The sequence below is a fragment of the Xanthomonas arboricola pv. juglandis genome (genome assembly GCF_905367715.1).
Taxonomy (GTDB): Bacteria; Pseudomonadota; Gammaproteobacteria; order Xanthomonadales; family Xanthomonadaceae; genus Xanthomonas; species Xanthomonas arboricola.
This window is the reverse complement of record NZ_HG999362.1, coordinates 1358630-1382911: the sequence shown is the minus strand read 5'-3', so window position 1 is coordinate 1382911 and position 24282 is coordinate 1358630. Positions and strand designations below refer to the sequence as shown.

Genomic DNA, 24282 nt, shown 5'->3' with positions numbered 1-24282 from the left:
GTCTCGAATGCCGATGCATCAGCGAAACCGAACCGCAAGGTAGTTCGACCAGCTACACAAAGACGGCTTCGATCATGCGAGCCCCCCCTTCTCCCACCGGGACAAGGTGCCCGAAGGGCGGATGAGGGTACGCCCCCCACCAACGCTCCGCCCACGGCCTACGCTTATTGCGTGATCACCACCGTCTGGATCGCATGCGCGGGAATCTCCAATTCACTCGATGCATCGCCCACGTACAGGTTGTAACGGATCGCCACATCGCTGGCATTCATCACCACCGTGGCCAGGCTGCCATCGGTGTTGAGAAAGGACGTCGTTGCCAGATTGCTGCGGCTGCTGGCCGCACTCACCCGCCGCGCGCCGGGGCGGATGAACTTGGAAAAGTGGCCGATATACCAATAGCTCGGCGTGTAGATCACCTCACCGGTGCGCGTGTCGGCATGCACCGGCGCAAAGCAGTAATTGCCCACGTGGTTCGGCCCGCCGTGCTGGTCGAGCAGGATGTTCCAGTCGGTCCAGCCCACCGCACCATGATTGAGATCGTTGATGATGGCGGTGCCATAGCGCTCGCCATTGGGCCAGTACTGCAACTTTGCCGGGTCGAACTTTTCCACCGCCGCTTCGGTCAGCAGTAGCGGCTTGTCCGGGTACGCCTGTGCCACCGCCGCCACGTTCCCCACCATCGGCGCGAACCCGGCCCAGGTCTCGTACCAGTGGAAGCCCATGCCCCACGCGTATTTCGCCGCTTCCGGATCGTCGAAGATCACATGCGCGCGGTGCAGCATCATGTCGCGGTTATGGTCCCACACGATGATCTTGCGGTCGCCATAGCCGGCCTGCTCCATCGTCGGGCCGAGGTGGTTCTTCAAAAAGTCGCGCTCTTCCTCGGCGGAAAACACCATCGACTCCCAGGTCTGCACCGCCATCGGCTCATTCTGCAGGCTGATGCCCCAGATCGGGATGCCGGCCTTTTCGTAGGCCGCAATAAAGCGCGTGTAGTAGGTGGCCCAGGCCTGCGCATACGCGGGCAGCAACTTGCCGCCCTTGAGCATGTTGTTGCTGTCTTTCATGAAGGCCGGCGCGCTCCACGGGCTGGCGAATGTCGTCAACTTGCCGCCGGCCGCCGCAATGGCCTGACGCAGCATCGGGATGCGATAACGCTGATCGTGCCTGACCGAAAAGCTCTTCAGCGCCGCATCGCCTTCCTTGATATAGGTATAGCTGCCGCTGCTGAAATCCGAGCTGTGGATGGTGGTGCGCGCCAGCGTATAGCCGATGCCCTTTTGTGGGTCGTAGTAGGCAGTGAGCAAGGCGCGCTGCGCAGGCTTGGGCAGCCTGGCGAAGGTCTCGGCACTGGCATCGGTGATCGCCCCGCCGATGCCCAGCACCTCCTGGAAGCGCCGCTGCGGATTGACGAAGATGGAGTTCTCCTTCTCGGTCAACGCATGTCCTGCCCTGGGCGCATCAGCAGTACTGACGCGCATCTGCTGCGTTGCGCCCTGGGCAGAGGTGTAAACGCGTAGTGCACCGGCGGGTGCTGCTGGCGGAGCAGCAGCATCCGCAACTGCGGCATCCACCACTTTCGATGCGGGCTTAGATGCAGACGATGCCGTCGATGCCGGCACCGGAATCGGCGTTGCTGTTGCTGTTGCTGTTGCTGTTGCTGATGCCGATGCTGTTGCTGTTGTTGCTACAGAGGCCAACACCGTTTCAGTCGCAGCACCCCAAACCCCCAGAACCCCCACCATCGACCACGCAATCGTTCGCTTCACCGTGCACCCTCCCAGGTTGGTGACCAAGCCTAACCGACCAACGGGGCGCAACATCGCGCAACAAACGAGCGCAACCATGCACCCTTCCACCATCGGACACTCCCTTCTCCCCTCGGGAGAAGGTGGCCCAAAGGGCCGGATGCGGGTACGTCTGCCAAGAATGCAACCAACCCACTGCAATCAAGGCAACAACCTAAACCCCAACTGGAAAGACAGCCCCACGACTCCAGCAAACGCACCTTCACCCCAGCCCCTCTCCCGCTGGAGAGGGGCTTTGGGTCTGCGCGCGGCATCACCGCGACGAGCATTGATCAGCGGCGTGCCAACCGATTCAAAATCCCAGGCACTTCCAACCCAAGTTCGCGCGCCAAAAACCCCACCGGCCCAATCCGCTTGGCCAACTGCCTGCCCGCCGCCGCATGCACAAACACGCCCCATAACGTAGCGGTCAACGCATCGCAGCCGCGCGCGGCAAACCCGGCAATCAACCCGGCCAGCACATCGCCAGACCCGGAGGTGCCCAACCCGGACGCCCCCCCGCGATGCATCCACAGCGCACCATCCGGCCCGGCAATGAAACTGTCCGCGCCCTTGACGATCACCACGCTGCGCAGCTTCTGCGCAAACTTCAGCGCGTACGCGCCCGGCGCCGCTTCCACCGCCGCCTTGTCGTCGCCGGCCAGGGTCGCCATCTCGCCCGCATGCGGCGTCAATACGAATGGCCGCCCGATCGGCGCCCGCAGGCCACGCGACAACGCGCCGGCATCCAGCACCAAAGTGCACACCGCCTGCTCGGCGGCGCGCCTGACCATCGCCGTGGTGGTGGCCGACGACGCCATCCCCGGCCCGATCACTGCCGCATCGCAGGCCGCCATCGCCCCGTCCAGCGCGCGGTGCCCGCGCACGATCTCGCCCTGCCCGTTCTGCGCCAACCCCAGTACCAGCGCCTCCGGCACCGCCAAGGCCATGCCCGGCGCCACACTGGCGGCGGTGGCGATCTGCAGCTTGCCTGCACCGGTGCGCAGCGCCGCCTCGCCGGCCAGCAGCACCGCACCCGGCACGCGCATCGAGCCGCCCACGATCAACACGCGCCCGCGCTGCTCCTTGTCGCCACCCGGGGCCGGCAACGGCATCGCCCGCAAGGCGGCCGCAGTGAGCATGCGCACGCGCGGGGTGGCCATCAACGTGCCCCGGCCGGGCGGTCGGACTCGGTGGTCACCGGCTCGTCGGCCAGCTCTGGCGGCACGAACTTGGTCCGCAGCAACTCCAGCGATTGCCCATCGGCCGCAGCCGCGTATTCGGTGACACCGCAATTGGGCACATCGCCTTCGCGGTCGATACCCAGGATGGTGGCCTCGTCCATCCGCTCGATCAGGTAGCGGAAGCAATTGACGATCACCTGGTGCCCCACGATCAGCACGCGCGCGCCCACATGGTTGCGCTGCAGATCGCCCACCACCCCGCGCAGGCGAAAGATCACATCGCACCAGCTCTCGCCACCGGGCGGGCGAAAGTAGAACTTGCCCACCAGCTTGCGCTGCTCGGCCAGCTCCGGGAAGGTCGCAAGAATGCCGGCCGTGGTGTAGCGGTCGAGCACGCCGAATTCCTTCTCGCGCAAACGCTCGTCCACGCTGACCGACTCGGCCGGCTGCCCCAGCGCACGCGCCACCGCAGCGGCGGTCTGGCGCGCACGCACATAGGTGGAACTCAGGATCAGCGTCGGGCGCTCGTGCTCGGGCAAACCGGCCATCCACGCCCCCAACGCCTCGGCCTGGCGCTCGCCCAGCGCCGACAACGGCACATCCGCATCGCGGTGCTCCAAGTCGATCAAGGCCGAGCCGTTGGACTCGGCCACATCGCGCGCCACATTGCCCGCGCTTTGCCCATGCCGCACCACCCACAACCGCGCCGGCCACTGCGCCGAGACACCGGCTACCGCACTGTTCTCACTCACATGCTTCTCCTGCACAACGTCGACCTCACGTGTCGCACAGCCGCCGTGAAAACATGGTCGACCAGCGCATCTGTGACCGGTGTTTCAATACGCACGCGCATCCATGACTGATGGCACGGCAACAAGCGAACGCAACGGATGGGTAACGCCGCGCCGGTATACTGCAGCCCCCCGACACCCTGCTGCCCATGTCCAACGTCCTGTTGCTGCGCACGGCAAAAGAGCGCGAAGAACTGCTGCTGGAAGAGGTGCTGGACGCCACCGAGCAGTGCATCGACGTCATCGGCCTGAGCGCCACCAGCTTCGAGCTGATCGCCGAGCGCGCCAAGGTCAGCTGCGGCAGCCTGCTGCAACGTTTCGAAGACAAGGATGCGCTGGTGCGCGCATTGCTGGAGCGCAACTACATGCGCGCTATCCGCCAGATGTGGCTGGTGGAACGCCCGGCCAACGTGCATGTGGTGGATTTCATCGCCGGCCTGCTCGAAGAATGGCTGCTGCAGGAAATCAACATCAAGCGCACCCGCATCGACCTGGAACTGCACCTGGCCACCCTGCGCGACCCGGTGCTGGCCGCCTTCATGCGACGGCAGAGCGCATCGCTGATCGAACACCTCAGCGCCCTGCTCAAGCGCCTGCTGCGCGGCCACGCCGACCCGGCCAGCAGCGAACAGGAATTCCAGGCCCGCGTCTTCGCCGTCGCCGCCATGTGCGGCGGCCTGCACAGCGTGATGACCAGCGGCATGGAACTCAACCGCATGCATTTGCAGTTGATCCTGCGCGAGAGTTTGTCGGGGATTTTGAAGTCTGCGCCGGTGTGATCGGCCGCTTCATTCGCCGTAGTAAGTGGCAATTGCACAGCTGATGCTGTGCGCCTGTGCCGGCTACAGTATTTCGATCAGATAAGATCCAGCTTCATACCAAGGAAGGATGTCGCATGCGAAATCGAATCACACCCAAGGTGGCTATGCTGCTGACGCTGCTCCTGGCGTTTGCGTTTACCAGCGCTCCCGCACTGGCCACAAGTACGGTGGTCACCTTTCGAAGCGCTGACAACACCTACGAAGTCGAACTGTATGTCGGTGGTGGAAGCAAGGAAAACGACGGCATCGCCGGCGCCATGATCCGCTGGCCCGGCTATGCGCACGGGGACCTGCCCTTCACCGGCGTGAAGTACCACATGGATAAGGAACACACCCGCGCAGGCGCTAAATTCGTCAATCCAGGTGATCCTAAATATCCCCCATCTTTTACCGTCGAGATAAAGGGCAGAAGTGGCCGCCTGACCGTTGGCAAGCGCGTCATTCCAGGCAATGCGTCCTGGATCGTGGGTCCTTATGCCTACCCGTAGCGACTCGGCAAACAATAGACATCCATCGCAGGGACGAACGATGAAAACACACATGCGCAGTCTATGGACCAGTCTGATCTTGTTGATCGCCCTGCTGACAAGTACGTCCGCTGCCGCCACCGGCGATGTCCTGTCGTTTGAAACAGATACCGCCGGCTACAGCTTTCTGGTCTATAGCGGAGGCGACCCTGATGGCATCGGCGGCCTGGTCATGACCTGGCCGGACATTGCATCACGCGGGCTTCCATCGGAAAGCACGCAGTGGTACTTCAACCCAACTGCCAACCACATGCGCATCGTTTTCACCAACCCCGGACGCACCGACTTGCCGCCGTCGTTCACGCTTGAAATCAAGGGCAAACGAGGCACGCTCAAGTTCGACAAACGCACGATCAAAGGCAAAGCGTACTGGTATACCGGCTCATTGGCGGAATACTGATCGCCTTTCCCGGATAACAGCGCACTGCAGATACAGCTGGCCGACACTGAGGTGCCGCGTTCCAGCCGATCAGCGTTATCGGCAGCGATCACATCGCCATGGGCGGCGATTGTCAGCAACTGTTCCAGCGCATCCACCTGCTCCGCTTGACGCCGAAGGCAAACGCATCGCCTACATATCGGCCATTGCCTGTTTCCGTGTGCGCGGCAAGGCCATCGCTAGTCGGTTCTTGCAGCCTCCCCTGCGTCGGTAGCGTTGTCAGCAGCATCGGGCCCAAGGCGCGCGGGCCACTGCATCTGCGCCAGCGCCTGCGTTACCTGCTCGGCCAGCAGTTCAAGGCAGAACGCCATCTCGTCCATGCAGATGGCAGGCTGCCTGGCCTGCTCTTCCGCTGGTGTGCGCGGCTGCGCCAAACGCGCCAGAAAGCGCATATGGTCGCGTAGCTGCTGCAAGCGGTACTGCGCGCCTTCTGGCAGGTAGTAGCCTGGGTGTGACTGCACATCGCGTACAACGTCCGACATGGCCTGCTCCTCATTCCATGGAATCAGCCCGCCCGCCGCAAGGCGACGGACGGGAAGTCGGGAGGCTCGAAACCGCGAACAGCCGGCGGGCGTATTCCCCTTGCGAGTGTTGTATTAGCCGCCCTCCCGACGCAGAGCATCGCGTCGGTTGCACCAGCAAAGTTGCAGGCACAAAAAACCCACCGGTTTGTCGGAGGTGGGTACCGCTGTTCGGGGAGTTTCGAGGCTCCGTGCAGCAAGGTTGCTACCGAAAAATTCCTACGTCAAGTATGGATAACGAACGCCGCTGTGAGCTGGGAAACGCATACTTAGCCAGCGGCAACGAGGTTTCCCCGTCGGAGCTCAACCGACTCGCTGCCATCAGCCCGTGCCCAGCACACCGCAGATTCAATTGAACGAGAAAGCTGCCTGTGACTTCGTCACCGCACCGTTACCCGTCGGGACAAGTCCGTTATCGCGCATCCAACCAAGCCACTTACCTAAGATATCCGGCGCAAAGCGCTCCTTTGCCTCATGCCAGTTGCTGCGAAACTCGTTGATCAACCACTCGTCATTGGGATGAAGCCCCTCAGTAAGCGCGTCGTTCCAAACTGCATAGAGCGTTGCGACAGCCTCCAGATCGTCCGTCTTACGCCCCTCAAATAGCGCGATAAGACGATCCAACTCCTTCTGAGCAGAACCGAGTGCGGAAGCCGCTGCTTCGACAGAGCGACTGATGTTCGCACCAATGTGATAGGAGACCTTTTCCTGCCCCGATTTGAGCACCTCGATCGAGGTCGAATACAGCCCTTCTTGAGCGGCACGCTGCTCCACTCGGTAAATCGTCGTATCGAGCGGACCCGCAGCATGGCGACGATATCCATCCATCAGGCCCAAGCCCAGATGGGAATCCGCCAAGAACAGCAACTTCATATGTGCCACACGACCAAAGGTGCGTTGTGACGCGAGCTTTGAAATCAGGTAAGCACTAAAGTCAACAACCTCAGCGCCCGACTTGCTCTCACCATTCAAAGCCTGGCCTACAACCGCATTGGTTAATTGCCCATGCACTTGGATGGCTTCGCCGAAACGGGCCTTCAATTGGTCACAGAGAGCCATCAATTTTTCTATTTTGGCGACGATACGGTATTGTTCAGCGCGAGGGGGAAGTGCAACAAAGAAAAGAGCCTGCTTGGTGATACTCACCTGATTTCGCGTTGTCTGCCTCATAACCAGCCGCGCCTGATCACTCCATGACGGAGAAGAAAAGTACCAGTACAAAAATGATGGATTAATTGCGCCCTCATTTACTCTATAGAACGTAACCGAAGTCCCAAGAAGAAATTTATCATCAGGCCCCTCACGAGAAATTGCTGTCCGCCCTACAGTTGCATTGTGCGTGTACAAAACGTCGCCAATTCTACTCCAGCCTTTTGTAAGCTGCCCTGCCTTAGTGGGAGACAGTCGCGGGCAGTCGTCCCACAAAATGGAGCCATTCGCACTTATCTGCGCAGCAGTAAGAAACAAGACTCCCGCGCCACAGAAATCCTCCTTCCTTGGATAGAAACTGCCATGATTGCCATCCGCATAGTCTACAATATGACAGCTTTTGTATAGCTGATCGACACTTCTATATATCCATGACGCAGGAATTCTCGGCAAGTCTTTTTCTGCAAGCAGAGCCTTATCTTTAATAATCTGCTTGCCAGAACGGACACAATCTTTCGGCAGATCCACGCACTGCTGGTAATAAGCTCCTGCAGGCTCATCATCGGGGTCTTGCGACACTAACTTACCCATAACTGCCAGTTGCAGCAGGGCTTGCTTGAGGGCGTCGATGCTGGATTCGGTGTTGAACAGGGTGTGGAAGTGTTCGGCCAGGCGCTGCCAGCTTTGCGCAAAGTCTTCGGCGTCACTGGCATGAGTCAGGCTGTCCAGCAGCGCCTGTACCAGTTGGGCATGGGCGCTGTCAGCATCGGCCTGCCGGGCTTCCAGCCGGTCGCACAGGGCCATCAGTTCATCGACTTTGGCGACGATGCGGTGTTGTTCGGCTAGTGGAGGAGCGGCTACAACTAACTCATATGCCTCATTGCGATTCAGCCCAGGCTTGATCCCCTTCCCTAGATAGTCCAAGCCAAGGGTGTGAAATAGTTTAAATGCATAATCAAGCGAGAAAGCAGATGGTGGGATGCAATAGTAAGCGACATCTGTAACACAGCAACCCTTGGAAAGACAAAGATTCAGCGCGCCAGCTGACCCCTTCCGGCCAACAACAATACATGGCGAGTCCACGAAGCAAGTGCTGTGGGTGCCGACAATGCCATTTGAGCCATATACAGGGTATTCGCCAGTATTTGATCTCTTGTCAGCCGGCAGATTATCTCCGTATTCGAGAGAGAAAACCTCGCCGAAGCGCCTCCATGCCCAACCATTGGGTAGTTCGAACGGTCTCTCTTCCTCGTCAATCCCCGCCAGCGGCTTCTGCTTCTTGATCTTGCCCTCAGCCACTAACAGCGCCTTCTCCTCGGCAATCCGCTTCAGCAGTTCACTGGCCGGCTCATCGCTCGGATCTTGCGACACCAGCTTGCCGCGCACCGCCAGCTCCAGAATCAGCTCGCGCAGCTTCTTGATGCCATTGGGCGCGCCCGCCAGCAGCGGCAGGTTGCGGGTAAGCAGCGCCGTCATACCCGGCGCTCCAGCGCTTCGGCCAGCACCGCCTTGAGCTGGTCACGCAGCTCGCCAATCTCGCCTTGAAGGGAGGCGTAGTTACGCAGCAGCCTGTCCGGGTCGTGGCTGATCTGCTCGCCAACGTGGGGGTTCTTGCTGTCGAGGTTCCAGTTGCGGCGTTGCAGCTCTTCGAAGCTGACCTTCCAGGCAAATTCGTTTTCCTGCCGTGCGGCAAAGCCATTGGCCTCGCTGCCCCACCAGGCTTCCTCGATGGTGAACTCCTCGACGCGCATGGGCTTGGTCTTGGAGTAGCTTTTGTAACCAGCCGGGTACTGGTGCTCGTAGAACCACACGTCCTTGGTGGGCGTACCCTTGGTGAAGAACAGCAGATTGGTCTTGATGCCGGTGTAGGGGTTGAACACGCCGTTGGGCAGGCGAACGATGGTGTGCAGGTTGCACTCGGTCAGCAGCTTCTCCTTGATGCGGCTCTTGATGCCTTCGCCGAACAGGAAGCCATCGGGCAGCACCACGGCGGCGCGGCCACCGTCCTTGAGCAGGTGCATGATCAGCACGAGGAACAGGTCGGCGGTTTCGCGGGTGCGGAAGGCGGCGGGGAAGTTGCTTTCGATGCCGTCTTCTTCCATGCCGCCGAATGGTGGATTGGCGACGATGCAGTCGACCCGCTCACCCGGCCCCCAGCTGATCAGCGGGCGCGCCAGCGTGTTGTCGTGCTTGATCTGGCTGGGCACCTCGATGCCGTGCAGCACCATATTGGTGGTGGCCAGCAGGTGCGGCAGCGGCTTCTTCTCCACGCCGAAGATGCTGGCCTGCAGGACGGCTTCGTCCTCGGCGGTGCGCACATAGTGCTGGCGCTTGTGTTCAATGGCGCAGGTGAGAAAGCCGCCAGTGCCACAGGCCGGGTCCATCACCGTTTCATGCAGCTTGGGGTCGACCATGCGCACCATGAACTCGGTGACAGGGCGCGGCGTGTAGAACTCGCCTGCGTTGCCGGCGCTCTGCAGGTCGCGCAGCAGCTGCTCGTACATGTCGCCGAAGGCATGGCGCTCCTGCGCCTTGTTGAAGTCCACACCGCTCTGGATCTTGTTGAGCACCTGGCGGATCAGCTGCCCGGACTTCATGTAGTTGTAGGCGTCCTGGAACACATCGCGCACGACAAAGCCCAGCGGCTTGCTGTGGCGCGGCGTCAGATCGCGCAGCTCGGGAAACAGGTCGATATCGATGAAGTTCTTCAGCTCATCACCGGTGATCCCTTCCGGATTGGCTGCCCAGTTGCGCCAACGCAGCCGCTGCGGCAACGGCGAACGGTAGTCCTCGTGGATGAGCTCCCATTCCTGCTCACGGTCATCGAGGATCTTGAGGAACAACATCCACACCAGCTGGCCGATGCGCTGGGCGTCTCCGTCGACGCCGGAGTCCTTGCGCATGATGTCCTGGATGGATTTGATGGTACTGCTGATCGACATCGTGTTACCTGTTGAATGATGCAAGTGCGTCCAGCCGCGTGAAGATCAACTCCTCGCGCTGGCGGTTGTTGTTGGAAGTGGCCTGAACGGCATAGTTGAAGTCGCGGTGGCGCAGGAGTTCGGCGATCCCCTGTGCGATATCCAACTGCAATGCCGTGGACGCCTGCGCGACCTCATCGCACAGGCTGGCGCGGCCATCCACGACATTGAGGATGTCCTCGACATCCCGGCTGGCCAATGGATCACGGTTGCCGCGACCCCGGTAGGCCTCCAGCTTGGTGCCCAGAAAGTAGGCTGAAGCGACCACGCGGATCGTCACACCGGTCGGTAGTGCGTGATCGTACGCCTCACGGAGCGCATCGGCATACCAGCGATTGCTGAATCCGAGGACGGCAGCGTCATCGGGCATGAAATCGACGATCAGCTCGCTGGCATGTTGATCGCGCAAGCGGGTGCGGCAGACGACGTCGTCATTGGGCGAGGTGCGAAAGCCCTTACCGGCCAGTACCTGCTGCAGGCGGTACCAACTGCCCAAGCCCATGACGTGCACGATCAAATCGACGTCTTCGGTAAAGCGAACAGCTTCCCGGCTTACCGCGTCTGTCATCAGCAGACCGGTGGTGCAGCCGCCAACGAAGGCGACTTCCGGCAGCAGATCCGGCCCAAGCGCTTCGGCCACGCGTGCCAGCATGTGCTGCTGGATATCCCAGTTTCCAGGCGTGCCCATTACGGCACTTCCCGCAGGTATTGGGTCAGCACACTGCCGGCAAGCGCCGACTCACGCTCACGCCCCAGCCGGATCGCGTCCACCAGCGCCAGCATGGCGTACAGCTCCGCATCGCGACGTACGGCACGCGGCACGCTCTTGTAGAGCGGCTCCACGCGCTGGCCCTGCTCGCTACCGTAGCCGTCCTCCCAGACGTAGATGTGTTGGCCTGCGGACAACAGGCGATCGACCAGCACGGGAGCTGCGTGTGCCGTGGGAATGCCGCGGACAATCGGGCCCGGACGCGCCGGGAACACATACTTCAGCCCGTTCATCACAAAGCCCAGCAGGGCGCGCGTGTTGGCGCGCGGGATGCCACTGCCGCGCTCGGCCAGGACCAATCCCACGTCCGCGCAACGCCGGAGCGCCTGACTGACTTCCGATTTGCTGATGCCGGTGGATTCCTCAAGGCCACGCACGGAGAATGCGTCTTCGGCCAAACCGCTCGCCCCCCCATCCTCCTGAGCCGCCGACATGGCCCAGCCGCGCCAGTCATCGGGAATGCCGAACACTGCTTTCTCGCCGCCTACAGGGACCGATTGCTGGCGCTCAAGGCTGACCAGCTTCAGCAAGAGCAGGATGTCTTGACTTTTCATGAGTAACGGAAAGGTCCCGTCCCCTGTCCTGAAACAGAGGACAAGAATACTATGAAACGCACGTCAGGCAACGTCCGCACTGCTGTATAGCTGGCTTTCCAGGTCCAGGATGGCCCGTTGGTAATTCGTCTTGCCGCCAAAGGCCGCCACAAGTTCGACCGGTGCTCCAAGGGTACGAAACGGGTCAAGCTGCAGGATCCTGATGTCCTCGATGTGCTCCACCCCGGTGTCGGCGTACTTGTCCAACAAGCCTTCGAGTACCTGCCGCGCCTTGCCCTGATACCTGGCGAAGTAATTGCGCTTGCGCACACCTTCCGCCCGCTCCCTGCGCGACAGCGGCGGTTGATCGAATGCCACGTGGCAGATCAGGTCGAACGGATCGAGCGACTGGCCGAGCTTCTTCTCGACCTCGCCCGCTAGCTCTTCCCATAACACGCCCTGTGTGGCCAGCTCATCGATGATGGCCTTCTTCTGCTGCGCATCGCTCCAGCGCCGCAAGAAGTCATCAAGCGATGCGAACTGGCGCAGGACGCGCTCACGGGTGTAATCGCGCAGCGACTCGGTGATGAGCTTGCCATCGGATCCGTAATACAGGACGCGCTCGGCCACGACCGATACCGGCAATTTGTCGATGACGTATTTGATGCGCTTCGGCCCACCTTCACCTCCGGTGGTGACGTCATCACCGCCATCTGGAGGATCGCCGACCACACCGCCGTCGCCACCCTCGCCGCCCCCGATCTCAGGCGGTACCGGACTGTCATTGGGCGATGGGTTGTAGATCACCTCCGGGTCTCCATCGAATGATGGATCAGCGAACAGTTCGGTCGCCTTCTTGAAATCCATGATGGTGAACCAGTACTTGCCGTAGTCCTCATTGATGCGCCTCCCGCGACCGATGATCTGCTTGAACTCGGTCATCGACCTGATGTGCTGATCCAGCACGATGAGCTTGCAGGTTTGCGCGTCAACGCCGGTCGTCATCAGCTTGCTGGTGGTCGCGATGACGGGGTAGCGCATTTCCGGATTGATGAAATTGTCGAGCTCGGCCTTTCCCTCGTTGTCATCGCCGGTGATGCGCATGACGTACTTGCGATTTTCCGCAACACGCTGCGGATTGAGATTCACCAAGGCCTGGCGCATACGCTCGGCATGATCGATGTCGTCACAGAAAACAATGGTCTTCTGGAATGGACCGGTGGCAGTGAGGAATTCGGTGACTTTCTGCGCGACCAGATACGTCCGCGCTTCGACCACAAGCTGGCGATCCATATCCCGCAGGTTGTAGATACGATCTTCGATCAACTCGCCGTTCTTGTCGCGCATCCCTTTAGGTGGCCGCCAGCCCTGCAGATCGACATCGAAGTCGATGCGCACCACTTTGTACGGTGCCAGGAAGCCGTCATCGATGCCCTGCTTCAGCGTGTAGCTGTAGACGGGCTCTCCAAAGTAAGTACTGCTGGAGACTTCCTTGGTCTCCTTTGGCGTTGCGGTCAGGCCGATATGCGTGGCACCAGAGAAATACTCCAGGATCTCCCGCCACGCAGAATCCTCAGCCGCGCTGCCACGATGGCATTCATCGATGACGACAAGGTCAAAGAATTCCCGAGAGAACTGTTTGTAGATGTTCTTGACGTCCTCTACGCCGGTGACCGCCTGGTACAGGGACAGGTAGATTTCGTAGGACGTATCGATCTGGCGCTTGGTGATCTTGGTCATCGCCGTGCCGAACGGCTTGAAATCGTTGTTTTTTGTCTGATCGACCAAGATGTTGCGATCAGCCAGGAACAGGATGCGCTTCTTCTGGCGTGACTTCCAAAGCCGCCAGATGATCTGGAAAGCGGTATAGGTTTTGCCGGTTCCGGTGGCCATCACCAGCAGGATGCGGTTTTGACCATTGGCCACAGCTTCGATCGTTCGATTGATCGCATTGATCTGGTAGTAGTGCGGCGAGCGACTGCTGCCATCATCGTAGTACGGGGACTCGACCACCTGTCGCGCGTCCTCACCAAGCCCCTTCCAGAGGCAATAGCGACGCCACAGTTCCTCTGGCGAGGGAAACTGATCCAACGTCAGTTCGGATTCGATCTTGTCGCCGGTTGCGGTTCTATCGTGGAAAAGAAATCCATCGCCATTGCTTGAGAACACAAACGGAACATCCAGCGCATCTGCATACCCCAGCGCCTGCTGCATGCCGGAACCAACGGTATGCTTGTTGTCCTTTGCCTCGATCACGGCCAAAGGAAGATTGGCGCGGTGGTACAGCACGAAGTCGGCACGACGCGCCACCCCTCGGCTGTGCAGCTTGCCGCGAACGACGACACGCCCCTTGGTAAAAGCGAACTCTTCGCGCACCTGGAGATCCAGATCCCAGCCCGCAGCGACGATCGAAGGAATGATGAATTTCGTGCAGATATCGCGCTCGGTTAACGACGACTTGTCCATTCAATCCCCTGTGTCTCCACCTTCCCGCCATTAGCGATGCGCCCCAGGCACAGACGCCACTTATCGATTGACTCGCCGCCTAATGATAGTCGTCTTCACGCCAATGCCTGATCGCCAACGGTGACGACCTGATCGCTTGCAACCTCAAACAGCAGCACGTAGCCACTGGCACTGAAACCAATCATCAACTCGCACAAGAACGGGATCCGCCAGCCCCGCTTGCGGTAGCTCATACCATCGAAAGCCTTCTGCCCACTCTCACGCTGCCTATCCGCGCAGCGCCACCCGAAGCGCCTCCCCCGCCAAGCGCGCACTCGCCAGCAGACGCTCCAGGCTCTGCCCATGCCGGGCGCTGGCGGACAGCCCGGCCATGGTGGTGCTGACGAAATCCGCCAGCCGGTCTGCGTCGTGCGGGCACTGCTTGGCGATGTGGGAGCGAATCAACTCCTGGGCGGCGACATGAAAACCACAGGCCGCCTCGCGCGCCTGCGCGTCGTTGCTGCGCGTGCCTTCCAGCACCAGGCAGCCGGTGGCGGCGGGGTCTGCGGCGTAGCAGCGCGCGGCCTGCTCCAGTACGTCGGCCAGCGCGTCGGCCAGCGGGCGGGCGGTGTCCAGGATCTGGGGCAACGGGATGGCCCCGGTCTGCGCGTAGCGGTCGAGGATGCGCGCGTACAGGCCGGCCTTGCTGCCGAAGGCGGCGTAGAAACTGGGCGGATTGATGCCCAGTGCCTGGGTGAGGTCGGCCACGCTCAGTGCGTCGTAGCCGCGCGCATGAAACAGCTGCTGCGCGGTGGCGACCGCTTGATCCGGGTCGAATGCGCGCGGCCGGCCGCGCGCCCGGGGGGTTTCTGTAGTCATAGTTACAAAACTCTTGACGGCAGGCGATATCTATTATGTATTACTCGCTACATTAATTGCGAGGTGATGCATGTCAGCGTTCAAAGACAAGTCGGTATTGGTGCTTGGTGGCAGCCGGGGGATTGGGGCCGCCATCGTGCGGCGCTTCGTGGCCGAGGGCGCACGGGTGACGTTTACCTATGCCGGCTCTGCCGAGGCGGCGCAGCGCCTGGCCGGTGACACCGGCAGCACCGCGGTGCTGGCCGACAGCGCCGACCGCGATGCGGTCATCGACACGGTGCGCCGCAGCGGGCCGCTGGATGTGCTGGTGGTCAACTCCGGCATCGCGCTGTTCGGCGATGCGCTGGACCAGGATCCGGACGCGGTGGACCGGCTATTCCGCATCAACGTGCACGCGCCCTACCACGCCGCCGTGGAGGCCGCGCGGCAGATGCCGCCCGGCGGGCGGATCATCGTGATCGGCTCGGTCAACGGCGACCGCATGCCGCTGCCCGGCATGGCGTCCTACGCGCTGAGCAAATCCGCGCTGCAAGGGCTGGCGCGCGGGCTGGCCCGCGACTTCGGGCCGCGTGGCATCACCATCAACGTGGTGCAACCGGGCCCGATCGATACCGATGCCAACCCGGAAAACGGGCCGATGAAAGACCTGATGCACAGCTTCATGGCGATCAAACGCCACGGCCGCGCCGACGAAGTGGCCGGCATGGTGACCTGGCTGGCCGGCCCGGAAGCGAGCTTTGTCACCGGGGCGATGCATACGATCGATGGTGCGTTTGGGGCATGACGCGGCGACGTCTGCCTTGGCTACGGCGATGAGGGAACTGCGAACATCACGGCCCCGCAAAGCCCGCCTCACGTTGCGAGCGAACGGCCAGCACAAACACCGTGCCGATCTGCGCGACATGGCAGTACAGCGCCAGATTGCCGTGCGCGCCGTGACCGATCACCAGTTCGCACTTGTCGCCGCCGGCCGGCCGATCAGCGGATTGGTTTCCAGCACATCGATGGCCGCAATGATCTCGTGCAGGCGTGCTGCGACATGTGCGGCCTCATGGCGCTGGGGGTGGTCGAAGATCCGCTCTAGATCCGGTGCAACCTCCGGTGCCAGCGCGATACGCGCCATGCTACCGGGCTAGTTTGCGGGCCGTGGGACGCTTTGCCGGCTCGCCGGCCATGCGCTTTTCTAGATAGCCACGCATGTCGTCCCAGGTGATGGTCTTCCCGGACGCCACGATGCCGGCATAACGCTGCTCGGCAACCGCATCGAAATCGGCACGACGCTCGACCGATTCCGCCGTTTCGGCGATCGCTTCCAGGATGAAGCGATGTGACGTCGTGCCGCCCCGCTTCGCTGCTGCGGCAACGCGCATCTTGAGTTCGTCTGGAAGACGGATAGTTGTGAAGCCCGGCAAGACCGGGCTGTTTCCTGTGCTGCGATGACCGCAACGCTCAGCGCTTGCGCGCCTTCAACCATGCCTTGATCTGCGGCAGCGACGCCGCCCGCAGCTTCACCCGCGTCTGGATCGTGTTGATGGCGTTGTCTGCGGCCTGCCGCGAGGTGGGTGCGATGTACTGCCCGGCATAGGCCTTGATCCGGTCGGCGGTGGCAAGCTCGGCCGAGTCCATGCCCAGGCCGGGGTAGTAGCGGGCACGCGAGGTGGAGTCCACCAGGGTGTCCACCTGCGTGCGATGCGCCACCGCGAAGTCGAAGGCAAGCTCCGGGTGCCGGGAAGCGACCCGGTCGATCATGCTCGCACCGGTGGTGGCGCCCGGCTCGGCTGTCAACGCCAGTTCCAGCGCGCGCCTGGCCAGTGCCTCGTCGTTGGGCATGGAGAGGAAGTCGTAATAGGTGTCGCGCACCATCGACGAGGTTTCCTGCCTGGCCAAGGCATGCAAGGCGTCCCAGGTGGCGGCGTCGGCATTGTGCGCAACCGCGCCCAGCACGCTGTCGCGCAGTTCCGGCGACAGCGAGGCGGGGTTGGCCTGGAAGGCGGCAAAGCGCCGGCGTGCCTCGGCGATCACGGCGGCATCGCCCATGTCGCTGAGGGTGGCGATCAGGCGGGTACGCAACTGCTGGATCTGCGCCGAATCGCCATCGCGCTTGTCCCAGCCCAGCGTTGCGAATTCGGCCGCCAGGCGCGGCACGGCATAGGCACGCCACGTGGCGCGCGCAGCCGGGTCGCGCTCGAAGCTGCCGTCCACATCGTCATAGATGCTGGCCACCATGTCCCAGACATCGGGCGATGCGCCTGCCGCCACCTGGGCGGTGAGATCCAGCACGTCGGCCTGCGCCTGCACGCCGGCACCGGCCAGTGCGTTGGTGTCGTTCAACACGCCCACCTGGTCCACCACCGGTAGCGCGGCAAACCTGGTGGTCAGCGCCTTGAACTGCGCGGGCGCATACCAGGTGCGGAAGTAGCCCTTTTGCCCGGCATTGACCACCACCGGTGCGTCGCAGCCGGGCACCTGCACCTGGGCGGTGCCGTCTACCAGCACGCGCACTGGCGCGCCATTGCCGCTGCGCAGGACGACCGGCACATGCCAGCGCAACGGCTGCTTGTCGGGGCGGTCCAGCGTGAACTCGCCCTGCTCCAGCGTCACCGCGGTCTGGCCGCCGACGCAGCGGCTGCTGGCCTTGATCAACGGCACGCCCGGCTGCAGGGTGAAGTCGTGCGCCACCTGGGTGAATTGCTTGCCGGGGGCCACCGCGTCGATCTGCTGCCACAGCTGGTCGGTCACCGCGTTGCCGTACTGGTGTTGCTTGATGTAGCTGCGCACGCCGGTGCGCCAGTGGTCCGAGCCGACGTAGTCTTCCAGCATGGCAATCACCGCCTCGCCCTTCTGGTAGGTGATGGCGTCGAAGGCCTGGCTGGCCTGCTCCACGGTGGCCACGTGCTGCACCACCGGGTGGGTGGTTGCATACGCATCGCGCCGCATCGCCGCGCGGCTCTTCAGCGCCGGGCCGGTCTTGTCGATATCCCATTCCGGATGCAGTTTTGCCGTGGTACGCGCCTCCATCCAGTTGGCGAAGCCTTCGTTGAGCCACAGGTCGTCCCACCACGCCATGGTCACCAGGTTGCCGAACCACTGGTGCGCAATCTCATGCGCGGCCACGGTGAACACGCCTTGCTTGGTGTCGATGTTGGCCACCGCCGGATCCAGCAACAATGAGTATTCAAAGGTAAAGATCGCGCCCCAGTTTTCCATGGCGCTGAAGAACTGGCTGCGACCGGGCGCGGCGATGTTGTCCAGCTTGGGTAGCGGGTACGGGATGCCGAAGTAGGCGTTGTATTCGTGCAGCACGTCGCGGCCGGATTCAAGCGCGAACTGCGCCTGGTCCACCTTGCCCTTCTGCGCGATCACGCCGATTTCGGTGCCGTTGTCGGCGGTGACGGTGGCACGCTCGAAATCGCCCACGCTGACGAACAGCAGGTACGTGGACATCTTGGGCGAGGTCTGGAACGCGATGCGGGTGCGCCCGTTTGCGCCCGGCTTGGACGAGGCCACCGGCATGTTGCTCACTGCCATCTGCCCGGCCGGCGCATTGATCGCCAGGTCGAAGGTGGCCTTGAAGTTGGGCTCGTCCCAGGAGGGAATGAAGCGGCGCGCATCGGAGTTTTCGAACTGGGTGAACAACGCGCGGCGCGCACCTTGCGCGGTGGTGTAATCCAGCGCGAACAAGCCGTTGGCCTGCGTGTTGATCACGCCGCTGTAGTCGATGGACAGCACGTACTCGCCCACTGCCAGCGGCTTGTCGAACGCGAACGTGGCGGTCTGCGCCTCGGCATCGGTGCTGACCTTGGCAGCTTGCGGCTTGCCGCCTTTTTGCGTGAGCGTGCCGCGCGCCAAGCTCAGGTTAGCCGCCTGCAACACGATGCGGTCGGTGGCCTGCAGCACGCTGATATCGATGGCGACCTTGCCGTCGAACGTCATCTTGTCGGCATGCGGCGTGATCTCCACCGCGTAATGCATGGGCTTGGCCGTGCGCGGCAACTGGGTGGTGATGGACGAGGCGGCGGCGCTCGTCGGCGCGGGCGCGGCGGCGAGCACGGAGGCGGCCGGACTTGTACCGAGCAGGGCCAGTGCGATGGCGGTCACCAGGGGAAGACGCATGGGAAATTCTCGATGTGGGCGAAGTGGGCAGGCAAGCGGCGCCAGGCCGCGGATGATCCGCCGGAACAGTGCGCGCAGGCACCGCCGGAAGTCATGGCAAATCTCAGCAATCCTCAAATGCCAACGGCCCGGACAAGCCGGGCCGTTGGACGATGCCGCGTCTGGCGTCAGCCGATCAGGCGAACGGATCCTGCAGCACCATCGTGTGGTCACGATCCGGGCCGGTGGAGACGATCGAGATCGGGCAGCCGGCCAGTTCTTCCAGCGCGCGCAGGTAGGCACGCGCGGCCACCGGCAGCTTGTCCCACTCGGTGATGCCGTGGGTGTTTTCGGTCCAGCCCGGGAACTCCAGGTACACCGGGGTGCACTCTTCCCAGCCCTGCGCGTCCAGCGGGGCGTATTCGGTACGCTTGCCGCGGTATTCGTAGGCGATGCAGACCTTGAGCTTTTCCATGCCGTCGAGCACGTCGAGCTTGGTGATGCACAGCCCGGAGATGCCGTTGATGGCCACCGCACGCTTGAGCGCGACGATGTCCATCCAGCCGCAGCGGCGCGGGCGGCCGGTGGAGGCGCCGTACTCGGCACCGCGGTCGCGGATGCCCTGGCCCACTTCGTCGTCCAGCTCGGTCGGGAACGGGCCGCCGCCCACGCGCGTGGCATAGGCCTTGGCGATGCCCAGCACGTAGTCGATCGCATCGGCGCCCACGCCGGTGCCGGCCAGTGCGCCGCCGACGGTGGTGTTGGAGCTGGTGACGTACGGATAGGTGCCGTGGTCGATGTCCAGCAACGCGCCCTGCGCGCCTTCGAACAGCACGCGCTTACCCTGCTTGCGCAGGTCGTGCAGGATGCCGGCCACGTCCGACTTCATCGGCTGCACGTAGTCGCCGAAGGCCAGCGCTTCGTCGAAGGTCTTCTGGAAGTCCACCGCTTCCACGCCCAGGTACTTGGTCAGCACGAAGTTGTGGTAATCCAGCGCGGTGCGCAGCAGCTCTTCCAGCTGCGGCGGGTAATGCAGGTCGGCGATGCGGATACCGCGGCGGGCAACCTTGTCTTCGTACGCCGGGCCGATACCGCGGCCGGTGGTGCCGATGGCCTTGCCGCCGGCGGCCTTCTCGCGCGCCTGATCCAGGGCGATGTGGTACGGCATGATCAACGGCGCGGCCGGGGAGATCTTCAGGCGCGAGCGCACTTCCACGCCGGCACCTTCCAGCTCGCTGATTTCCTTGATCAGCGCGGCCGGGGAGATCACCACGCCATTGCCGATCAGGCACAGCGCGTCGTCGCGCAGGATGCCGGACGGAATCAGATGCAAGACGGTCTTCTTGCCGTTGATGACGAGCGTGTGGCCGGCATTGTGGCCACCCTGGAAGCGGACCACCGCACCGATCTCTTCGGTAAGCAGATCGACGATTTTGCCTTTGCCTTCATCGCCCCACTGGGCACCGAGCACGACAACTGACTGACCCATGACGGGTGAACTCCTGAGTTTTGCTGCGGCCATCGGGGCCGCGGGATGGGACCGGTTCACGGCTGGCGGCGCCGCCTGGTGCGCGGCTCCATCGGGGAGCGTTGCAGCGGCGCGTGAAGCCCTGACACGGAAAAAGCCGAACGAGGTGCCCTGTGTGAGCGTGCCCGGCCGGCTTTTGTGCATTATCCGGGTTTCCGGTGACGTGCACTACCCCTGGCGGACGGCGGACCGGGGGCTGGTCGGATTGCCGCTGGCCGTCGGTTGCGCGGTGCTCCGGGCGCTGCCGGTCCCTGGCAATCCCAAGCCCCCATCGCGGGTCGTAGGAGCGCACCCGGGCGCGACTGCTTCACCGGTAATGCCTGTCGCGCCCCGGTGCGCTCCTACGCTGCCCGTTGCGGTCGGAACCACCCACTCAGTGACGCACGATCCACAGCGCGATCGCGCCCAGCACCAGGGTCACACCGCCGATGGCACGCAGTTGGGCCGTGGGCAGGCTGAACAGTTGCTCGACCATCCGCTTCCAGGCGGCGGGCGCGGCGAACAGCAGCAGGCCTTCGATGACGGCGATCAGGCATAACGCGGACAGGAACTCGTGCATCAGCAACACCAAGACAACGTGGGAGTTGCAGTGTGCCCGGTTCGGCAGCCCGCCACGCCGCACCGTAGGAGCGCACCTGGGCGCGACGGGCATTGCCGGTAAAGCAGTCGCGCCCGGGTGCGCTCCTACATGGCGAGGTGGCGTGCCTCGCGAGATCTTCAGACCGCCCGACGCACGACCATTTGATCCACGAAAGGCACCGGATCGACACCCGGACACACCACACCTCGTAGGAGCGCACCTGGGCGCGACGGGCATTGCCGGTAAAGCAGTCGCGCCCGGGTGCGCTCCTACGAGGATGCCGGGGTTTGGTCACCTCTCAAAGCCAGATTGCGTCCCAGAACGGGTAATCACCTAAGCGACTGACCAGCCCGGCACGGAGGGGATTGGCGATGAGGTAGCGCGCGGCTGCGTGCAGGTCCTCGTCCTTGCGCAACGCGTGGTCGTGGTAGCTGCGGCTCCAGACCGGTGCGTGATGCTGGCGCTTATCGTTCACCGCGCGCGCTGCACACGCTTTCATGCATGAGACGGCGTTGGCCAACCCGGTGGTGCTTCCAAGCTGCAATAACCAATGCACATGATCCGGCATCAATACCCAGGCCAGCAGCCTGGCGTCGGAGGGCGTTGCCGTGGTGAACGCGCGGCAGGCCGCTGCGGCCAGCAGAACATCTGCGAACACAGGGCGACGCTGCCATGTCGTAGTGGTCAGCAGGTAAGCGCTGTTGGGCGAAGACTGCCTGCCACGGCGCAGCGCGCGATGCCCGGGAGTGTCGATGTTGGCCATGGCGCGATGCTGACGGCCTTGGACCACGCGAGATATCGGCGGTTGCCGCGTTCTGCGCTAGGGATCCATGTGGCGGCTGACTGTCAAAGGCAATCAGCGGGGTCGGCCGGCAAGGCCCGTCGCGCCCGGGTGCGCTCCTAACGGGTCGAGTCTGGCCAACACGACGGGAGAGGCGCTCCAGGCAGCTGCGGACTCCGGACATGACTATCATCACCATCGCAGTCCACGAACGCCATCGGCCCGATCCATCGGCCCACACGCGCCACGCGTAGGAGCGCACCTGGGCGCGACGGGCACTACCGGTAAAGCGGTCGCGCCCGGGTGCGCTCCTACGGTGGGGGGCGCGTCTGTCTGCCCGGCAGTGAGAGTCACATACGACAACGCCCGCGTTAGGCGGGCGTTGTCGTTTCAAGGCATAGCGATCAGCCAGCGATCAACGATCGCTTTTGAGGTATTGCAGGAACGGGTCGTTCTTGTCCAGCACCACCACGCCGTTGCCGTCGGTCATGGAGCCGCGATAGGCCTCCAGACTGCGGTAGAACGCGTAGAACGACGGATCCTTGGAGCCGGCCTGGCCGTAGATGCGGGCGGCGTCGGCATCGCCTTCGCCGCGCAGCTTCTGCGCATCGCGCTCGGCATCGGCCACGATCACGGTGGACTCGCGGTCGGCCTGGGCGCGGATGGTCAGGGCCTGTTCCTCGCCTTCGGCGCGCAGCTTGCTGGCTTCCTGCTTGCGCTGGGCGCGCATGCGCTCGTAGACGTCGGTGATCACCTGGCTGTCGGTCGGCAGGTCGATCTGCTTGATGCGCAGGTCGGTGATCTGCATGCCCAGGCCCTTGATCGCGCCGTTGATGCCCTTGAGCTGGTTGGCGATCAACTCGCTGCGGTCGCCGGAGACCAGCTGCTGCAGGGTGCGCGAGTTGATCTGGTTACGCAGCGAGTCGGTGATGATCGGGGCCAGGCGCGAATTGGCGACCGACTCCTCACCACCGGTGGCGCGATAGAACGCCCGCACATCGGAGATGTAGCCGATGGCGAAGAAGTCCACGCTGACGTCTTTCTGCTCGGCGGTGAAGTAGCGCGCCGGGGCGGTGTCCAGCACCTGGAAGCGGCGGTCGAACACGCGCACCGATTCCACCACCGGGATCTTGAAGTGCAGACCGGGCTTGAGGTCGGCACGCACCACGCGGCCCAGGTTGAGCACCATGGCGGTCTGGTCCTCGCGCACCACGAACACCGAGCCCATCAGGGTCAGCAACACGGCGACGATCAGGCCGATGACTAGCGAATTCTTCATTATTCGGTTCCCTCACGGCCGGTCGGGCGCGGGCCGCGCTCCGGATTGCGGATGCCCTCGCTGCCGCCACTGGTTTGCGGCGGATTCAACAGCACATCCTGCGGCACCATCGACGGCATGCTGCCGTTGCCCGCAGTGCCGCTGTTGCTGGCGGACTTGCTGGCGTCGGCCGGCAGCGGCACATAGATGACCTGGCGGCCATCGCTGCCGATCACCTTGCGGTTCTCCGACAGCACCTTCTGCACGGTTTCCAGCCACAGGCGCTTGCGCGTGACCTCGGGGGCGTTGGCGTACTGCTCCTGCAACAGCGTGAAGCGATCGGCGTCGCCCTCGGCCTTGGAGATCACCGCCTGCTTGTAGCCTTCGGCGCCGGTCCGGGTGCGCGCACCCTGGCCGCGTGCCTCGGGCACCACCTTGGCGGCGTAGGCCTGGGCCTCGTTGATCAGGCGCTCGCGCACCTGCTGGGCGCCGTTGACCTCGTCGAAGGCCGGCTTCACTTCTTCCGGCGGACGTGCGTCCGGCAGGGTCACACCGGTGACGGACAGCCCCGTGTTGTAGGCGTCCAGTGCCGCCTGCAGGCGATCCTTGGAGGCGATGGCCAGCGGGCCGCGATTGTTGAGCACGGTATTGAGGTCGGAACGACCAACCTGCTCACGCACGGCGCTTTGCGCGGCCTGCTCCAGCACCAGGTCGGCATTGCGCGAACCGAACAGGTACTTGCGCGGGTCGCTGATCTGGTACTGCACGTTGAGCGAGACGTTGACGATGTTCTCGTCGCGGGTCAGCACCGGCACCTGGTTGCTGAAGGTCTTGATCTCGGTGGCGTTGACCTTGCGCACCGACTCGACCGGCCAGGGCAGCTTGAAGTTCGGGCCGGGCTGCAGGATGCGCGAGAACTGGCCGAAGCGCAGCACCACGCCACGCTGCTGCTCGCCGATGAGCTGGAAGCTGGAGAACAGCACCATCAGCACCACCGCGACCAGAATCCAGCGCCCCACGCCGCCATCGAACAGCTCCTTCAACGGGGCGGGCAGATTGCCCCAGCCACCACCGTTGCCACCACCGCGCGGGCCCCAGGACCTGCGACGGTTGGGGTCCGGGCCGTCTCCGCCCTTGTTGCCGGGTGTGTTCCAGGCCATGCACGCTCCATGATCGAGGGGCTGTGCGGGCCAGTCCCGCAGTGCCGCCGTGTT

General features: G+C 63.1%; 22 protein-coding genes and 1 pseudogene. 4 read left to right on the top strand and 19 right to left on the bottom strand.

The window, feature by feature from the left end; all coding sequences use genetic code 11:
- Positions 1 to 164: 164 nt before the first annotated feature.
- The 3 genes from KHN93_RS05975 to KHN93_RS05965 all read right to left on the bottom strand — a co-directional run bounded on the left by KHN93_RS05975 (position 165) and on the right by KHN93_RS05965 (position 3741).
- Entirely contained in the window at positions 165 to 1484 is a 1320-nt protein-coding gene (locus tag KHN93_RS05975) for a glycoside hydrolase family 30 protein (RefSeq protein WP_212579264.1), read from the bottom strand.
- A gap of 599 nt (positions 1485 to 2083) precedes the next feature.
- A complete protein-coding gene (locus tag KHN93_RS05970; RefSeq protein ID WP_212579263.1) occupies positions 2084 to 2953 on the bottom strand; it encodes an NAD(P)H-hydrate dehydratase in 870 nt (289 codons plus the stop codon).
- Positions 2953 to 3741 carry a histidine phosphatase family protein gene (locus tag KHN93_RS05965; RefSeq protein WP_026064525.1) on the bottom strand — a complete coding sequence of 263 codons (789 nt, stop codon included), beginning with the start codon at positions 3739 to 3741 and terminating at the stop codon, positions 2953 to 2955. The genes KHN93_RS05970 and KHN93_RS05965 overlap by 1 nt, the downstream gene beginning before the upstream one ends.
- Before the next feature lie 173 nt (positions 3742 to 3914).
- On the opposite strand from KHN93_RS05965, the gene KHN93_RS05960 reads away from it, so the two are divergent.
- The 3 genes from KHN93_RS05960 to KHN93_RS05950 all read left to right on the top strand — a co-directional run bounded on the left by KHN93_RS05960 (position 3915) and on the right by KHN93_RS05950 (position 5513).
- Complete coding sequence (locus KHN93_RS05960; protein ID WP_005920554.1) at positions 3915 to 4544, top strand: TetR/AcrR family transcriptional regulator; 630 nt, start codon at positions 3915 to 3917, stop codon at positions 4542 to 4544.
- A 116-nt stretch (positions 4545 to 4660) separates the two neighbouring features.
- Entirely contained in the window at positions 4661 to 5074 is a 414-nt protein-coding gene (locus KHN93_RS05955; protein WP_144410704.1) for a hypothetical protein, read from the top strand.
- A 40-nt stretch (positions 5075 to 5114) separates the two neighbouring features.
- Positions 5115 to 5513 carry a hypothetical protein gene (locus KHN93_RS05950; protein ID WP_212579262.1) on the top strand — a complete coding sequence of 133 codons (399 nt, stop codon included), beginning with the start codon at positions 5115 to 5117 and terminating at the stop codon, positions 5511 to 5513.
- A 218-nt stretch (positions 5514 to 5731) separates the two neighbouring features.
- On the opposite strand, the gene KHN93_RS05945 is transcribed toward KHN93_RS05950, so the two are convergent.
- The 8 genes and pseudogenes from KHN93_RS05945 to KHN93_RS05910 all read right to left on the bottom strand — a co-directional run bounded on the left by KHN93_RS05945 (position 5732) and on the right by KHN93_RS05910 (position 14829).
- Positions 5732 to 6034, bottom strand: a complete 303-nt coding sequence (locus KHN93_RS05945) for an XAC0095 family protein (protein ID WP_212579261.1) — start codon at positions 6032 to 6034, stop codon at positions 5732 to 5734.
- A gap of 387 nt (positions 6035 to 6421) precedes the next feature.
- Positions 6422 to 8698, bottom strand: a complete 2277-nt coding sequence (locus tag KHN93_RS05940) for a restriction endonuclease subunit S (RefSeq protein ID WP_212579260.1) — start codon at positions 8696 to 8698, stop codon at positions 6422 to 6424.
- A complete protein-coding gene (locus KHN93_RS05935; protein WP_212579259.1) occupies positions 8695 to 10164 on the bottom strand; it encodes a type I restriction-modification system subunit M in 1470 nt (489 codons plus the stop codon). The genes KHN93_RS05940 and KHN93_RS05935 overlap by 4 nt, the downstream gene beginning before the upstream one ends.
- Before the next feature lie 4 nt (positions 10165 to 10168).
- On the bottom strand, positions 10169 to 10891 hold the full coding sequence (locus KHN93_RS05930; RefSeq protein WP_212579258.1) for a nucleotidyl transferase AbiEii/AbiGii toxin family protein: 723 nt from the start codon (positions 10889 to 10891) through the stop codon (positions 10169 to 10171).
- Positions 10891 to 11526: a helix-turn-helix domain-containing protein gene (locus tag KHN93_RS05925; RefSeq protein WP_039523948.1), complete on the bottom strand. Its 636-nt coding sequence runs from the start codon at positions 11524 to 11526 to the stop codon at positions 10891 to 10893. The genes KHN93_RS05930 and KHN93_RS05925 overlap by 1 nt, the downstream gene beginning before the upstream one ends.
- Before the next feature lie 63 nt (positions 11527 to 11589).
- Positions 11590 to 13971: an EcoAI/FtnUII family type I restriction enzme subunit R gene (gene hsdR, locus KHN93_RS05920; protein ID WP_212579257.1), complete on the bottom strand. Its 2382-nt coding sequence runs from the start codon at positions 13969 to 13971 to the stop codon at positions 11590 to 11592.
- A 79-nt stretch (positions 13972 to 14050) separates the two neighbouring features.
- Positions 14051 to 14204 (bottom strand): annotated as a pseudogene (locus KHN93_RS05915) (type II toxin-antitoxin system RelE/ParE family toxin); the annotation flags it as partial.
- A 34-nt stretch (positions 14205 to 14238) separates the two neighbouring features.
- Positions 14239 to 14829, bottom strand: a complete 591-nt coding sequence (locus tag KHN93_RS05910) for a TetR/AcrR family transcriptional regulator (RefSeq protein WP_047128276.1) — start codon at positions 14827 to 14829, stop codon at positions 14239 to 14241.
- A gap of 70 nt (positions 14830 to 14899) precedes the next feature.
- Between KHN93_RS05910 and bdcA the strand changes: the two genes are divergently transcribed.
- Positions 14900 to 15613: an SDR family oxidoreductase gene (gene bdcA / locus KHN93_RS05905; protein ID WP_212579256.1), complete on the top strand. Its 714-nt coding sequence runs from the start codon at positions 14900 to 14902 to the stop codon at positions 15611 to 15613.
- A 159-nt stretch (positions 15614 to 15772) separates the two neighbouring features.
- On the opposite strand, the gene KHN93_RS21765 is transcribed toward bdcA, so the two are convergent.
- The 8 genes from KHN93_RS21765 to hflK form a co-directional block, all read right to left on the bottom strand.
- Positions 15773 to 15952, bottom strand: a complete 180-nt coding sequence (locus KHN93_RS21765) for a hypothetical protein (RefSeq protein WP_425512715.1) — start codon at positions 15950 to 15952, stop codon at positions 15773 to 15775.
- 1 nt (position 15953) lies between these two features.
- Positions 15954 to 16241: a ribbon-helix-helix protein, CopG family gene (locus KHN93_RS05895; RefSeq protein ID WP_146092576.1), complete on the bottom strand. Its 288-nt coding sequence runs from the start codon at positions 16239 to 16241 to the stop codon at positions 15954 to 15956.
- A 37-nt stretch (positions 16242 to 16278) separates the two neighbouring features.
- Positions 16279 to 18942 (bottom strand): M1 family metallopeptidase, encoded by a 2664-nt coding sequence (locus tag KHN93_RS05890; protein WP_212579255.1) that lies wholly within the window; start codon positions 18940 to 18942, stop codon positions 16279 to 16281.
- Positions 18943 to 19117: 175 nt separating this feature from the next.
- Positions 19118 to 20410 carry an adenylosuccinate synthase gene (locus KHN93_RS05885; RefSeq protein ID WP_024938603.1) on the bottom strand — a complete coding sequence of 431 codons (1293 nt, stop codon included), beginning with the start codon at positions 20408 to 20410 and terminating at the stop codon, positions 19118 to 19120.
- A gap of 412 nt (positions 20411 to 20822) precedes the next feature.
- Positions 20823 to 21008 carry a DUF2065 domain-containing protein gene (locus KHN93_RS05880; protein ID WP_039407247.1) on the bottom strand — a complete coding sequence of 62 codons (186 nt, stop codon included), beginning with the start codon at positions 21006 to 21008 and terminating at the stop codon, positions 20823 to 20825.
- 319 nt (positions 21009 to 21327) lie between these two features.
- On the bottom strand, positions 21328 to 21792 hold the full coding sequence (locus tag KHN93_RS05875; protein WP_104560745.1) for an REP-associated tyrosine transposase: 465 nt from the start codon (positions 21790 to 21792) through the stop codon (positions 21328 to 21330).
- A gap of 433 nt (positions 21793 to 22225) precedes the next feature.
- Positions 22226 to 23089: a protease modulator HflC gene (gene hflC / locus KHN93_RS05870; protein WP_016903921.1), complete on the bottom strand. Its 864-nt coding sequence runs from the start codon at positions 23087 to 23089 to the stop codon at positions 22226 to 22228.
- Complete coding sequence (hflK, locus tag KHN93_RS05865) at positions 23089 to 24228, bottom strand: FtsH protease activity modulator HflK (RefSeq protein ID WP_024938600.1); 1140 nt, start codon at positions 24226 to 24228, stop codon at positions 23089 to 23091. Before hflK ends, hflC begins: the two co-directional genes overlap by 1 nt.
- Positions 24229 to 24282: the final 54 nt, after the last annotated feature.